The following is a 12844-nucleotide window of genomic DNA, read 5'->3' on the forward strand; positions in this document are numbered from 1 at the left end:
GGCCGTTCCGTACCACCCCTCGGTACGGAACGGCCCGTCTGCTTATCCTGAGCCCCATGCTGACCATCACCCAGGACCTCTACGACCGGATCGTCGCCCACGCCCGCGAGGACCACCCCGACGAGGCGTGCGGCGTGCTGGCGGGCCCGGTGGGCGCCGGCCGCCCCGAGCGCTTCGTCCCCATGCTGAACGCGGCCCGCTCACCCACCTTCTACGAGTTCGACTCCCAGGACCTGCTCAAGCTCTACCGCGAGATGGACGACCGGGACGAGGAACCGGTGGTCATCTACCACTCCCACACCGCCACCGAGGCCTACCCCTCCCGCACCGACATCTCCTACGCCAACGAACCCGGCGCCCACTACGTCCTGGTCTCCACCGCCGACACCGACGGCGCCGGAGAGTTCCAGTTCCGCTCCTTCCGCATCCTGGAAGGCGAGGTCACGGAGGAGGAGGTCAAGGTCGTGGAGGCCTACTGAACCGGCCCCGACGCACCGGCCGACACGGCCCCCGAACCGGCGAACACGGCCCCGATCCCACATCCCGGAAGAAAGGTGTCCGAAGCGTGAGATCACACTCGGGAGACCGGTCCGGGAATCGATACGATGACCCCATGGTTCTCCACGACGTGAGCGAAAAAGCGCCGGGCACCCTGCTCGTGGCGCGGCTGCACGTCGACCTGTGCAGGCTGAACAGCGCCATCTGTTGATCTTCCGCTGACGCCGTGGACCCGTGAGCCGCGGCGAACTGCCGCGCGCCACCACGCGCCCCGACGAACCCACGACAGACCCTTCCGACAGGAGCCCTCAGCCATGGCCATCGAGGTCCGCATCCCCACCATCCTCCGCCAGTACACCGACGGTCAGAAGGCGGTGGAGGGCACGGGGGACACCCTCGCCGAGCTCTTCAACGACCTCGAGACCCGGCACACCGGCATCCACGCCCGCATCGTGGACGGCGAACAGCTCCGCCGCTTCGTCAACGTCTACCTCAACGACGAGGACGTCCGCTTCCTCGACGGCATCAACACCAAGCTGTCCGACGGCGACAACGTCACGATCCTGCCGGCCGTCGCCGGCGGTATGGCCTGACCGGCGATGCGTTACGACTCCCCGCTGGCCGCGGTGGGCAACACCCCCCTGGTGCGCCTGCCGCGGCTCTCGCCGTCCGCCGACGTCCGGATCTGGGCCAAGCTGGAGGACCGCAACCCCACCGGCTCGATCAAGGACCGCCCGGCCCTGTTCATGATCGAGCAGGCGGAGAAGGACGGCCGCCTCACGCCGGGCTGCACGATCCTCGAACCCACCAGCGGCAACACCGGCATCTCCCTCGCCATGGCCGCCAAACTCAAGGGCTACCGCATGGTCTGCGTGATGCCCGAGAACACCTCCCAGGAACGGCGCGACCTGCTCGGCATGTGGGGCGCCGAGATCATCTCCTCCCCGGCCGCCGGCGGCTCCAACACCGCCGTACGCGTCGCCAAGGAACTCTCCGCCGAGCACCCCGACTGGGTGATGCTCTACCAGTACGGCAACCCGGACAACGCCGGCGCCCACTACGCCACCACCGGCCCGGAGATCCTCGCCGACCTCCCTTCCCTCACCCACTTCGTCGCAGGACTCGGCACCACCGGCACCCTCATGGGCGTCGGCCGCTACCTGCGCGAGCACAAGCCCGACGTCAAGATCGTCGCCGCCGAACCGCGCTACGACGACCTCGTCTACGGCCTGCGCAACCTCGACGAGGGCTTCGTCCCCGAGCTGTACGACGCCTCCGTCCTCACCACCCGCTTCTCCGTCGGCTCCGCCGACGCCGTCACCCGCACCCGCGAACTCCTCCAGCAGGAGGGCATCTTCGCCGGCGTCTCCACCGGCGCCGCCCTGCACGCGGCGATCGGCGTCGCCAACAAGGCCCTCAAGGCCGGCGAAAGCGCCGACGTCGTCTTCGTCGTCGCCGACGGCGGCTGGAAATACCTCTCCACCGGCGTCTACACCGCCGCCACCACCGAAGAGGCCATCGCCACCCTCCAAGGCCAGCTCTGGGCATAACCCCACAGCCCACAGCCACGACAAGGGGCCGGAGCCCGACTCCGGCCCCTTTCGCATGCCCCGCGGAAGATCACTCCCGCCCGCCGTCACCCCTCCCGGACCCCCGCCCCCTCCGGGACCGGTGCCCCCGCCCCCACCCGTCGACGAGCGCGGAGACGAGCGCGAGCAGTACCACCGCGACGAGCGCGAGCCACCAGGCCGTGTCCATGCCCCGACCGTACCGGCGCGCACCCCTGCCCCGCGCCCCTCCCGGTCCCGCCGTGCGCCGCTTCCAGCCGAACCGGTGACACCACAGGTGAGTTCGCCCACAACAGCCCCTGGCGGAGGAGCGACCACAGGTTTTGCGCCTTACGCTCGACAAACCGCACGACCCCCGTCTCTCCACACCCGCCAGCGGAGGTTTCTGCTTCATGAAGCTCACCGTCGTCGGCTGCTCGGGGTCGTTCCCGTCCGCGGAATCGGCCTGCTCGAGCTACCTCGTCGAGGCCGACGGCTTCCGGCTGCTCCTCGACATGGGCAACGGCGCCCTGGGCGAGCTGCAGCGCCACTGCGGTCTCTACGACCTCGACGCGATCTTCCTCAGCCACCTGCACGCCGACCACTGCATCGACATGTGCGCCTACTTCGTGGCGCGCTACTACCGGCACGACGGCGGCCGCTGCGCCCCCCTGCCGGTCTACGGACCCGAGGGCACCGAGCACCGGCTCACCACCGCCTACGCCGACACCCCCTCGGCCTCCTCCATGAGCGAGGTCTTCGACTTCCACACCGTCAAGCCGTCCACCTTCGAGATCGGCCCGTTCCTCGTCCACACCGAGCGCGTCGCGCACCCGGTCGAGGCGTACGGCATCCGCATCGAGCACGGCGGCAGGACGCTGACGTACTCCGGTGACACGGGCGTCAGCCCCGCACTCGACGACCTCGCCCGCGACGCCGACCTCTTCCTGTGCGAGGCCGCCTTCACGCACGGCAAGGAGGACATCCCCGACCTGCACCTCAACGGCCGCGAGGCGGGTGAGACGGCGGCCCGCGCGGGCGCCCGCCGCCTGATCCTCACCCACATCCCCCCGTGGACCGACCCGCAGGTCAACCTCACCGACGCCCGCGAGGTCTACACCGGCCCGGTGGGGCTGGCCGCGCCCGGGGCGACGTACGAGATCTGAGTACGCCCGGCACAAAGGGGGAGGGCCCCGGAACCGACTCGGTTCCGGGGCCCTCCCCTTCGTACGGGGGCCGCTCACGCCTTGGTGAGGTCCTCGACCTCCTCCTCGGGCTCACGGCCCGGGGTCGGAAGGTTGAACTTGACGATCGCGAAGCGGAAGGTCACGTAGTAGATCGCCGCGAACACCAGGCCGATCGGAATGATCAGCCAGGGCTTGGTCGCCAGGTGCCAGTTGAGCGCGTAGTCGATGAAGCCGGCCGAGAAGTTGAAGCCGGCGTGCACGCCCAGGGCCCACGTCACCGCCATCGAGACGGCCGTGAGCACCGCGTGCAGCACGTACAGGAGCGGGGCGATGAACATGAACGAGAACTCGATCGGCTCGGTCACACCGGTGACGAACGAGGTCAGCGCGAGGGAGATCATCATGCCGAGGACGACCTTGCGGCGCTCGGGGCGCGCGGTGTGCGCGATGGCGAGCGCGGCGGCCGGCAGACCGAACATCATGATCGGGAAGAAGCCCGACTGGAACAGACCGGCGTCCGGGTCCCCGGCCAGGAAGCGGGTGATGTCACCGTGCACGATCTCGCCGGCGGAGTTCGTGAAGTCACCGAGCTGGAACCAGGCCACCGTGTTGACGAACTGGTGCATGCCGACCGGGATCAGCGCGCGGTTCACACCGCCGAACAGGGCCGCACCACCGGCGCCGAGGCCGGTCATCCACTCGCCGAAGTTCGAGATGCCGGTGCCGATGGGCTCCCAGACCAGACCGAAGAACACGCCCACGACGATGCCGACGAACGCCATGATGATCGGCACCAGACGGCGGCCGTTGAAGAAGCCGAGCCAGTCCACCAGCTTGGTGCGGTGGAACCGCTGCCACAGTATGGCGGCGAGCAGACCCATGATGATGCCGCCGAGCACACCCGGGTTGTTGTACGTCGCGGCGACGTCCTCGCCCTTCTTGACCACCGCCTCGGTGACCGGGAACGCCTCGAGCACCTTGCTGTAGACGAGGAAGCCGACCACCGCGGCCAGCGCCGTGGAGCCGTCCGCCTTCTTGGCGAAGCCGATGGCCACGCCTATGCAGAACAGGATCGGCAGCGAGCCGGTCAGGGCACCGCCCGCGTTGTTGAAGACGGCGGCGACCCGGTCCCAGCCCAGACCGTCCTTGCCGAAGATGTCGTCCTGTCCGAGCCGGACCATGATGCCCGCCGCCGGCAGCACGGCGATCGGGAGCTGAAGGCTGCGGCCGACCTTCTGCAGGCCCTGGAACAGGCCGGATCCCCGCTTCTTTGCGGGGGCCGCCGAGGCGGTGGCGGTGCTCATACTTCCTCCATCGGTGGTGGTCTACACCACTAGTGGTGTAGACCTGTTGTAGCACGATGAAGGCCGCATAAGGAACCCACGATTCCTGCTACCGCCGGGCTACACACGGTGCCCGCCCAGGACCCTCGAACGGAACCCCCGCGGGCACACCGAAAAGCCCCCGGACCACAACGTCCGAGGGCTCGAACAGCCACCTCCAGCCTACGAGATCACGCCTTCGACGCGTCCTCCACCTCCTCCTCCGGCTCCCGCCCCGGAGTCCTCAGATCGAACCGCGCGATCGCGAAGCGGAAGACCACGTAGTACACCGCCGCGAAACACAACCCGATCGGAATGATCAGCCACGGCCTGGTCGCCAGATTCCAGTTGATGACGTAGTCGATCAGCCCCGCCGAGAAACTGAACCCGTCCTTCACCCCCAGCCCCCACGTCACCGCCATCGACACCCCCGTCAACACCGCATGGAGCGCGTACAGCACCGGCGCGATGAAGAGGAAGGAGTACTCCAGCGGCTCGGTGATGCCGGTCACGAACGACGTCAGCCCCACCGACAGCATCAGACCACCCACCTCCCTGCGCCGGTGCGGCCTCGCACAGTGCGTGATCGCCAACGCGGCGGCCGGCAGCGCGAACATCATGATCGGGAAGAAACCCGTGGTGAACTGGCCCGCCGTCGGATCGCCCGCCAGGAACATGTTGATGTCGCCATGCACCACCGTGCCGTCCGGCCTGGTGTAACTGCCGAACTGGAACCACATCGGCACGTTCAGGAACTGGTGCAGCCCGATCACCAGCAACGCCCGGTTGGCCACACCGAACACACCCGCGCCCCACGCCCCCAGACCGCTCAGCCAGTCACTGAAACTCTCCAGCGCACCACCGACCGGCGGCCACACCCACAGACACAGCGCCGCGAACACGATCGCCACGAACGCCATCACGATCGGCACCAGCCGCCGCCCGTTGAAGAACCCCAGCCAGTCCACCAGCCGCGTCCGGTGGAACCGCTGCCAGAAATACGCCGCCAGCAACCCGATGACGATCCCGCCGAACACCCCCGGATTCTGGTACGTGAATGCCGACACCGTCCCGTCGGCCACCCGGCAGCCCACCATCGGCACCGCCTTCGACCCCTCCGGACAGTCCTCCGGAAACTGCCGCAGCACGTTGTAATAGACGAGGAACCCCGCCACCGCCGCCAGCGCCGTCGACCCGTCCGCCTTCTTCGCCATCCCGATGGCCACACCCACACAGAACAACAGCGGCAACCCCAGCGAACCGTCCAGCAGCGCACCCCCCGCGCCCACCATCACCTTCGAGACGTTCGTCCACCCCAGACCCTCGTCCCCGAACACATCCGGCTGCCCCAGCCGGTTCAGAATGCCCGCCGCCGGCAGCACCGCGATCGGCAACTGCAGACTCCGCCCCATCTTCTGCAGACCCTGGAACAACCGGTTCCAGCGCTCCCGCGCGGGAGAGACCGCACTCCCGGCGCCGGCCGCACTCTCGGCACTCATCCGGTCCCCTCGACGAAAGCGGTGACGACGGGTTTGGCGGCAGTCCACCCGGTGGTGTAGACCAGTCCGAGGGACGGTTCCGCAGTCGTGACGCCATCATCCGGCCCCCACGACAGGACCGCTCGCAAAGATGGGCCAACTGTGGGTTACTGCGACAAAGCGGTTCGGATCAGGGAGAACGAACATGGCCACCAAGGCTGAGAAGATCGTTGCCGGGCTCGGCGGCATCGACAACATCGAAGAAGTCGAAGGCTGCATCACCCGCCTCCGCACCGAAGTCGTGGACCCCGCCAAGGTCGACGAAGCCGCCCTCAAGGCCGCCGGCGCCCACGGCGTCGTCAAGATGGGCAGCGCCATCCAGGTCGTCATCGGCACCGACGCCGACCCCATCGCCGCGGAAATCGAAGACATGATGTGACCCACGGCCACACCTTCGGGGCCCCTCCCACACCTGTGGAAGGGGCCCCATCCCTTGTACGGCTAGGCTCGACGCCATGTCTCGAATCGACGGCCGCACCCCCGAACAACTCCGCCCGGTCACCATCGAACGCGGCTGGAGCAAGCACGCCGAAGGCTCCGTCCTCGTCTCCTTCGGCGACACCAAAGTCCTCTGCACCGCCTCCGTCACCGAAGGCGTCCCCCGCTGGCGCAAAGGCAGCGGCGAGGGCTGGGTCACCGCCGAATACGCCATGCTGCCCCGCGCCACCAACACCCGCGGCGACCGCGAATCCGTCCGCGGCCGCATCGGCGGCCGCACCCACGAGATCAGCCGCCTCATCGGCCGCTCCCTGCGCGCCGTCATCGACTACAAAGCCCTCGGCGAGAACACCATCGTCCTCGACTGCGACGTCCTCCAGGCCGACGGCGGCACCCGCACCGCCGCCATCACCGGCTCCTACGTCGCCCTCGCCGACGCCGTCGCCTGGGCCCAGGGCAAGAAACTCATCAAGGCGAACCGCCAGCCCCTCACCGGCACCGTCAGCGCCGTATCCGTCGGCATCGTCGCCGGCGTCCCCCTCCTCGACCTCCGCTACGAGGAAGACGTCAAAGCCGACACCGACATGAACGTCGTCTGCACCGGCGACGGCCGCTTCGTCGAAGTCCAGGGCACCGCCGAAGCCGAACCCTTCGCCCGCGACGAACTCAACGCCCTCCTCGACCTCGCCGTCACCGGCTGCACCGAACTCGCCGCCGCCCAGCGCGCCGCGCTTGAAACGGTCCTCGAAAGGTAAAAGAAACACCAAGGCAGCCGGCCGGTGCGGGCAACCGCGCCGGCCGCCGCCGCGTCTGAAGGAGTACGGGCGCACGGACCGACCCCGGGCGCCCGGCCAACGACCAGGGCCGCCCACCGGCCCGACAAGGGGAGGGACCGATCCATGGCCGCAAGCCGCCGACGCCGCACCGCAGCCGTCGCCGCCACCCTGGCGGCCGTCGCGCTGACCGCCGGACTCACCACCGGCTGCGACGCCGTCGACAAGGCACTGGACTGCGTCCAGACCGCCGACGCCATCGCCGACAGCGTCACCGACATGCAGCAGGCCGTCGAGAACGCCGGCAACGACGTCACCCAGCTCGAGGAATCCCTCGAATCCATAGACAAGAACCTCACCGACATCGGCGACAAGACCGACAACGCCGACGTCAGCAAGGCCGTCGACGACCTCGAAAAGGCCGTGCAGAACGTCCGCACCTCCATCGAGAACGGCGACGAGACCCCCGACATCAGCCCCGTCACCGACGCCGCCGGCGAACTCACCAAGGTCTGCACACCGTAGGAACCCGCGCATGGGCCCAGGGATACTGGGCCCATGACCCGCCTGATCCTCGCCACCCGCAACACCGGAAAGATCACCGAACTCCGGTCGATCCTCACCGAAGCGGGCCTGCCCCACGACCTCGTCGGCGCCGACACCTACCCCGACATCCCCGACGTCAAGGAAACCGGCGTCACCTTCGCCGAGAACGCCCTCCTCAAGGCCCACGCCCTCGCCCGGGCCACCGGCCTCCCCGCCGTCGCCGACGACTCCGGCCTCTGCGTCGACGTCCTGGGCGGCGCCCCCGGCATCTTCTCCGCCCGCTGGTCCGGCACCCACGGCGACGACAAGGCCAACCTGGACCTGCTCCTCGCCCAGCTCTCCGACATCGCCGACGAACACCGGGGCGCCTTCTTCGCCTGCGCGGCGGCCCTGGCCCTCCCCGACGGCACGGAACGAGTGGTCGAGGGCCGCCTGATGGGCACCCTCCGCCACACCCCCGCCGGCACGAACGGCTTCGGCTACGACCCGATCCTCCAGCCGGAGGACGAAACCCGCACCTGCGCGGAACTGTCCCCCGCCGAGAAAAACGCGATCAGCCACCGAGGCAAGGCGTTCCGAGCACTGGTACCAGTGGTCCGGGAGCTGCTGGGCTGACCCACGAAAACGCCCCCCACCTTCACTTCAAAGGCGGGGGGCGGTGCGGCCGGAGGGATTCGAACCCTCACGGGAGTTACCCCACTGGGATCTAAACCCAGCGTGACTGCCAGTTCCACCACGGCCGCGTGATGCTGCCCGGCCATGCTAGCGGCCGGGCAGTGGGGTCAGATGCCCAGATCTTTGATGATCTTGGCCACGTGGCCCGTCGCGCGGACGTTGTAGAGGGCGCGTTCGACCTTGCCCTGTTCGTCGACGACGATCGTGGAGCGGATGACGCCCATGTAGGTCCTGCCGTAGTTCTTCTTCTCGCCGTAGGCGCCGTAGGCGTCGAGGACCGTCTTGTCCGGGTCGGCGAGGAGGGTGACCTTCAACGACTCCGCCTCGCGGAACTTGGCGAGCTTCTCCGGCTTGTCGGGGGAGATGCCGATGACGTCGTAGCCGGCGCCGGCCAGCAGCTCCAGGTTGTCGGTGAAGTCGCAGGCCTGTTTGGTGCAGCCGGGGGTGAGGGCGGCGGGGTAGAAGTAGACGATGACCTTGCGGCCCTTGTGGTCGGCCAGGGACACCTCCTTGCCGTCGGCGTCGGGCAGGGTGAAGGCGGGGGCCTCGTCCCCGGGCTGGAGGCGGTCGCTCATCGGTCGGGTCTCCTCGTGCGTGCGCGCTGCGTGGATCGGGTGCCGTGATCGAGGGTAACCGGGGGTCCTGACCGTGCGGGGCGGTGTGGAGCTGACAGACTGTCCGGCACAGGTACACAGGTATCAGTGGATTTCGGAGGCGGCACGGTGGCGGACACGGCGGACACCAGGACCCCGGCGCAGATCGAGGCGGACATCGAGCGCCGTCGTGCGGTGCTGGCCGAGACCTTGGACGAGATCGGTGTGCGGGTGCATCCGAAGACGATCGTGGGGGATGCCAAGGCCCGGGTCGTCTCGAACGTGGATCACACGCTGGGGCGGGCGTATGTCCGGGTCAACAGTGTGGTGAGTGACGTGAAGGCGCAGTTCGTGGACGAGAAGGGTGCGCCGCGGCTGGAGCGGGTGGTTCCGGTGGCGGTGCTGGTGGTGGGGGTCGTGGGGCTGGTGGCTCTGGGGTCCCGTCGGCGCAGGCGATGACCCCGAGCGCGTGCGTTCGGGGCGGATGCAGGTAGGTTTCAGGACGTGAGTGCCAAGAGACACGAGAACGGTTCCCAGGACGACAAGCTGCCCATCCGGATGTTGCACGATCGTGTGCTCGTGCGGCAGGACACGAGTGAGGGTGAGCGGCGTTCGGGGGGCGGCATTCTGATTCCCGCGACGGCGGCGGTGGGTCGTCGGCTGGCCTGGGCCGAGGTGGTCGCGGTGGGGCAGAACGTACGGACCGTGGAGCCGGGTGACCGGGTGTTGTACGACCCGGAGGACCGGGCGGAGGTCGAGGTGCGGGGGACGGCGTACGTGCTGATGCGGGAGCGTGATCTGCATGCCGTGGCCGCGGACCGTTTCGAGGGTTCCGAGGATTCGACGGGGTTGTACCTGTAGATCGGTGGTGGAGAGGGGTTGGTGACTGGGGTCACCAGCCCTTTTCTTGTTTTCGGGCTAGGGTGGGGGGACCCGTGAGGGCCCCGACGAGACGCGCCGTACCGGGGTGAAGGCAAAGACGACGCACCCCCGTTTCCGTTCGTGTCCCGGAGGTGTCTGTCATGGCGTGGGTTCTGTTGATCGTGGCCGGTCTGCTGGAGGTCGGCTGGTCGGTGGGGATGAAGTACACCGACGGTTTCACCCGGTTGGTGCCCAGTGTGCTGACGGGTGCGGGGATCGTGGCGAGCATGCTGCTGTTGTCGTATGCGGCGCGTACGGTGCCGATCGGTACGGCGTACGGCGTGTGGGTGGGGATCGGTGCGGCCGGGGCGGCGGTGCTGGGCATGCTGGTGCTGGGTGAGCCGGTGACGGCGGCGCGGATCTTCTTCATCTGTCTGTTGCTGGTGGCCGTGGTGGGGTTGAAGGCGACGTCCGGGCACTGAGGGGCGGGCGGGCCGGCCGGTCAGGGCCAGCGGCTGTTCTGGATGAGTGAGCCGGGCAGGCCGTCCGGGACGGGGCTGTCGTCGCCGTTGGTGTCGCCTTCGTCGGTGTCGCCGGTGTCGTCGGTGGTCGTTCCGTCGTCGGTTCCGGTGTCGCCGCCGGTGGTGGTGCCGTCGGTCTGTTCCTGGGGTTGTTCCGCTGTGTCCTGGCCGGTGGGTTGTACGGCCGGTGCCTCGCCGTCGCTGTTCGGGGTGCTGGGGGAGGACGGTCCGGTGCTGGAGTCGCCGGGGGGTGGCTGGGTCTTCCAGGCGCCGGGCTGGAGGCGGAGGGTGAAGGGGGTGACGGGTACGCCCTTGAGGGCTTCGTGGGTGTACTGGCCCCAGATCTCGGCGGGGGCGCCGCCGCCGTTGATGCGGGGCAGGCCCATGGCGCCGTAGAGGGGTTTGTGGCCGGCGGTGACGGGGTCCTGGCCCATGACGGCGACGACGGTGGCGAGGTCGGGGGTGTAGCCGGCGAACCAGGCGGCGGTGTCCTCCTCGGCGGTGCCGGTCTTGCCGGCGGCGGGGCGGCCCGCGGTCTGGGCGGCGGTGGCGGTGCCGCTCTCGACGACGCCGCGCAGGACGGAGGTGGTGGTGTCGGCGGCCTGGCGGGTGACGGCCTGGCGGGTGTGGCGGTCGGGCAGGTCGATGGTGCGTCCGTTCTGGGTGACCTTCTCGATCATCGTGTAGTCGCCGTGTTTGCCGTGGTTGGCGAGGGTGGCGTAGGCCTTGGCCATGTCGAGGACGCTGGCGGTGGCGACGCCGAGGGCGATGGAGGGTCCGGCGTCGGAGAGGCTGGGGGTGTCCTCGGACAGGCCGAGGTCGATGGCGGTCTGCCGGACTTTGTCGGGGCCGACGTCGACGGCCATCTGGGCGTAGACGGCGTTGACGGATTTGTCGGTGGCTTCGCGGACGGTGATGTCGCCGTAGTCGCGGTGGTCCTCGTTCTCGGGGGCGTAGCGGTCGCCGGGCCAGCCTTGGACGGGGCGTTCGCTGGTGCCGTCGTAGCGGGTGTTGGGGGTGATGGGGTGGCCGTCGCGGGTGCGGGAGCCGTTTTCGACGGCGGCGGTGAAGACGAAGGGTTTGAAGCTGGAGCCGGTCTGGAAGTCCCGGCGGGTGGCGTTGGGGGTGTACTGCTTGACGTAGTCGATGCCGTTGTACAGGGCGACGATCTTGCCGGTTTTGACGTCGATGGAGGCGCCGCCGGCGCGGACGTAGGTGTCGACTTTGCGGTTCTTCTTGTCGAGGCGGTCCATGAGTTTGTCGTTGACGGCGTCGACGAAGGCGTCCTGTTTGTCCTTCTGGAGGGTGGTGGTGATGCGGTAGCCGCCGGCGTCGAGGGTGTTCTCGTCGATGATGCCGTTCTGGACGAGCTGGTTTCTGACGATGTTGACGATGTAGCCGCGTTGTCCGGACAGGCTGGTGGAGACGGTGGTCCTCTGGGGGGTGGGGAAGGTCAGGCGGGCGCGTTCGGTGGGGGTGAGCCAGCCTTCGTCGACCATGCCGTCGAGGACGTAGTTCCAGCGGTCTTCGACGGTGTCGCGGTTCTCGGGGTGGGTGATGACGTCGTACTGGCTGGGGGCGTTGACGAGGGCGGCGAGGTAGGCGGCGCGTGCGGCGTCGAGTTCGGAGGCGTCGATGCCGTAGTAGGCGTGGGCGGCGGACTGGATGCCGTAGGCGCCGCGGCCGAAGAAGCTGGTGTTGAGGTAGCCCTCGAGGATCTGGTCCTTGCTCTGGTTCCGGTCGAGTTTGATGGCGATGAAGAACTCTTTCACCTTGCGGGTGACGGTCTGTTCCTGGCGGAGGTAGTAGTTCTTCACGTACTGCTGGGTGATGGTGGAGCCGGATTGTCTGCCTTTGCCGGTGAGGGTGTTCCAGGCGCCGCGGACCATGGCCTGGGGGTCGATGGCGGATTCGGTGTAGAAGTCGCGGTCCTCGGCGGCGAGGACGGCGTGCCGGGCGTCTTCGGAGATCTGGGAGAGGGTGACGTTCTCGCGGTTGACCTCGCCGTCGCGGGCGAGGACGGAGCCGTCGGCGTAGAGGTAGACGTTGGCCTGCTGGGTGGCGAGGGCGTTGGCGGCGGGGATCTGTACGAGGTGGTAGCCGAGGAAGAAGCCGCCGATGACGACCGCGGCGGCGATGAGGAGGCCGCCGATGAGCATGCGCCAGGTGGGGAGCAGCCGGCGCCATCCGGTGCGTTCGGGCCTTGTGGTGGCGGCGGCCGTCTGGAGTGTTCTCGGTGCCCAGCCCTTCCCGGACTGCTTCCCGGACTGCTCTCCGGGCTGCTTTCCGGGTGGCTGCGGCTGAGGCTCGTCGCTCATGTCGTGCACGGACTCCTGTTTCGCCTG

Annotated in this window: 17 protein-coding genes, 1 tRNA gene and 1 riboswitch; of the genes, 12 read left to right on the top strand and 6 right to left on the bottom strand. The window is 68.7% G+C overall.

Annotated elements, in window-relative coordinates; genetic code table 11:
- The first annotated feature begins 56 nt into the window (after positions 1-56).
- From IH50_RS0129045 to IH50_RS0129060, 4 genes are all read left to right on the top strand, one after another.
- The gene (locus IH50_RS0129045; protein WP_030868656.1) at positions 57-479 is read left to right on the top strand and encodes a Mov34/MPN/PAD-1 family protein; all 423 of its coding nucleotides are present in this window, start codon (positions 57-59) and stop codon (positions 477-479) included.
- Between the two features lie 134 nt (positions 480-613).
- Positions 614-709 carry a putative leader peptide gene (locus IH50_RS43355; protein ID WP_324617155.1) on the top strand — a complete coding sequence of 32 codons (96 nt, stop codon included), beginning with the start codon at positions 614-616 and terminating at the stop codon, positions 707-709.
- A gap of 103 nt (positions 710-812) precedes the next feature.
- Positions 813-1091 carry a MoaD/ThiS family protein gene (locus IH50_RS0129055; protein ID WP_030868659.1) on the top strand — a complete coding sequence of 93 codons (279 nt, stop codon included), beginning with the start codon at positions 813-815 and terminating at the stop codon, positions 1089-1091.
- 6 nt (positions 1092-1097) lie between these two features.
- A complete protein-coding gene (locus IH50_RS0129060; protein WP_030868663.1) occupies positions 1098-2048 on the top strand; it encodes a PLP-dependent cysteine synthase family protein in 951 nt (316 codons plus the stop codon).
- Between the two features lie 70 nt (positions 2049-2118).
- Here IH50_RS0129060 and IH50_RS42155 read toward each other — a convergent pair whose 3' ends face one another.
- On the bottom strand, positions 2119-2256 hold the full coding sequence (locus tag IH50_RS42155) for a hypothetical protein (RefSeq protein WP_199822158.1): 138 nt from the start codon (positions 2254-2256) through the stop codon (positions 2119-2121).
- 202 nt (positions 2257-2458) lie between these two features.
- On the opposite strand from IH50_RS42155, the gene IH50_RS0129070 reads away from it, so the two are divergent.
- On the top strand, positions 2459-3211 hold the full coding sequence (locus IH50_RS0129070) for an MBL fold metallo-hydrolase (RefSeq protein ID WP_030868665.1): 753 nt from the start codon (positions 2459-2461) through the stop codon (positions 3209-3211).
- Positions 3212-3285: 74 nt separating this feature from the next.
- On the opposite strand, the gene IH50_RS0129075 is transcribed toward IH50_RS0129070, so the two are convergent.
- Together IH50_RS0129075 and IH50_RS0129080 are read right to left on the bottom strand one after the other, a co-directional pair.
- The gene (locus tag IH50_RS0129075; protein ID WP_030868668.1) at positions 3286-4536 is read right to left on the bottom strand and encodes a PTS transporter subunit EIIC; all 1251 of its coding nucleotides are present in this window, start codon (positions 4534-4536) and stop codon (positions 3286-3288) included.
- A 209-nt stretch (positions 4537-4745) separates the two neighbouring features.
- Complete coding sequence (locus IH50_RS0129080; RefSeq protein WP_030868672.1) at positions 4746-6053, bottom strand: PTS transporter subunit EIIC; 1308 nt, start codon at positions 6051-6053, stop codon at positions 4746-4748.
- 184 nt (positions 6054-6237) lie between these two features.
- Here IH50_RS0129080 and IH50_RS0129085 point away from each other — a divergent pair, with 184 nt between their 5' ends.
- The 4 genes from IH50_RS0129085 to rdgB all read left to right on the top strand — a co-directional run bounded on the left by IH50_RS0129085 (position 6238) and on the right by rdgB (position 8464).
- Positions 6238-6471 carry a glucose PTS transporter subunit EIIB gene (locus IH50_RS0129085; RefSeq protein ID WP_030868674.1) on the top strand — a complete coding sequence of 78 codons (234 nt, stop codon included), beginning with the start codon at positions 6238-6240 and terminating at the stop codon, positions 6469-6471.
- Between the two features lie 76 nt (positions 6472-6547).
- A complete protein-coding gene (rph, locus tag IH50_RS0129090) occupies positions 6548-7285 on the top strand; it encodes a ribonuclease PH (protein WP_030868677.1) in 738 nt (245 codons plus the stop codon).
- A 144-nt stretch (positions 7286-7429) separates the two neighbouring features.
- Complete coding sequence (locus IH50_RS0129095) at positions 7430-7828, top strand: hypothetical protein (protein WP_030868679.1); 399 nt, start codon at positions 7430-7432, stop codon at positions 7826-7828.
- Between the two features lie 33 nt (positions 7829-7861).
- Positions 7862-8464, top strand: a complete 603-nt coding sequence (rdgB, locus tag IH50_RS0129100) for an RdgB/HAM1 family non-canonical purine NTP pyrophosphatase (RefSeq protein ID WP_030868681.1) — start codon at positions 7862-7864, stop codon at positions 8462-8464.
- 44 nt (positions 8465-8508) lie between these two features.
- Here rdgB and IH50_RS0129105 read toward each other — a convergent pair.
- Both IH50_RS0129105 and bcp read right to left on the bottom strand, forming a co-directional pair.
- A tRNA-Leu gene (locus IH50_RS0129105) sits at positions 8509-8592 on the bottom strand.
- Positions 8593-8631: 39 nt separating this feature from the next.
- Entirely contained in the window at positions 8632-9099 is a 468-nt protein-coding gene (gene bcp, locus IH50_RS0129110) for a thioredoxin-dependent thiol peroxidase (RefSeq protein WP_030868683.1), read from the bottom strand.
- Positions 9100-9246: 147 nt separating this feature from the next.
- On the opposite strand from bcp, the gene IH50_RS0129115 reads away from it, so the two are divergent.
- The 3 genes from IH50_RS0129115 to IH50_RS0129125 all read left to right on the top strand — a co-directional run bounded on the left by IH50_RS0129115 (position 9247) and on the right by IH50_RS0129125 (position 10460).
- On the top strand, positions 9247-9576 hold the full coding sequence (locus IH50_RS0129115) for a DUF3618 domain-containing protein (protein ID WP_030868686.1): 330 nt from the start codon (positions 9247-9249) through the stop codon (positions 9574-9576).
- A gap of 45 nt (positions 9577-9621) precedes the next feature.
- A complete protein-coding gene (locus IH50_RS0129120; RefSeq protein WP_030868687.1) occupies positions 9622-9978 on the top strand; it encodes a GroES family chaperonin in 357 nt (118 codons plus the stop codon).
- A gap of 66 nt (positions 9979-10044) precedes the next feature.
- Positions 10045-10106: riboswitch (guanidine-III (ykkC-III) riboswitch) on the top strand.
- Between the two features lie 33 nt (positions 10107-10139).
- Complete coding sequence (locus IH50_RS0129125; protein WP_030868691.1) at positions 10140-10460, top strand: DMT family transporter; 321 nt, start codon at positions 10140-10142, stop codon at positions 10458-10460.
- A 20-nt stretch (positions 10461-10480) separates the two neighbouring features.
- On the opposite strand, the gene IH50_RS0129130 is transcribed toward IH50_RS0129125, so the two are convergent.
- Positions 10481-12817 (bottom strand): transglycosylase domain-containing protein, encoded by a 2337-nt coding sequence (locus tag IH50_RS0129130; RefSeq protein WP_030868694.1) that lies wholly within the window; start codon positions 12815-12817, stop codon positions 10481-10483.
- Positions 12818-12844 lie beyond the last annotated feature (27 nt).

It is taken from the genome of Streptomyces sp. NRRL S-37, from assembly GCF_000721605.1.
Classification (GTDB): domain Bacteria; phylum Actinomycetota; class Actinomycetes; order Streptomycetales; family Streptomycetaceae; genus Streptomyces.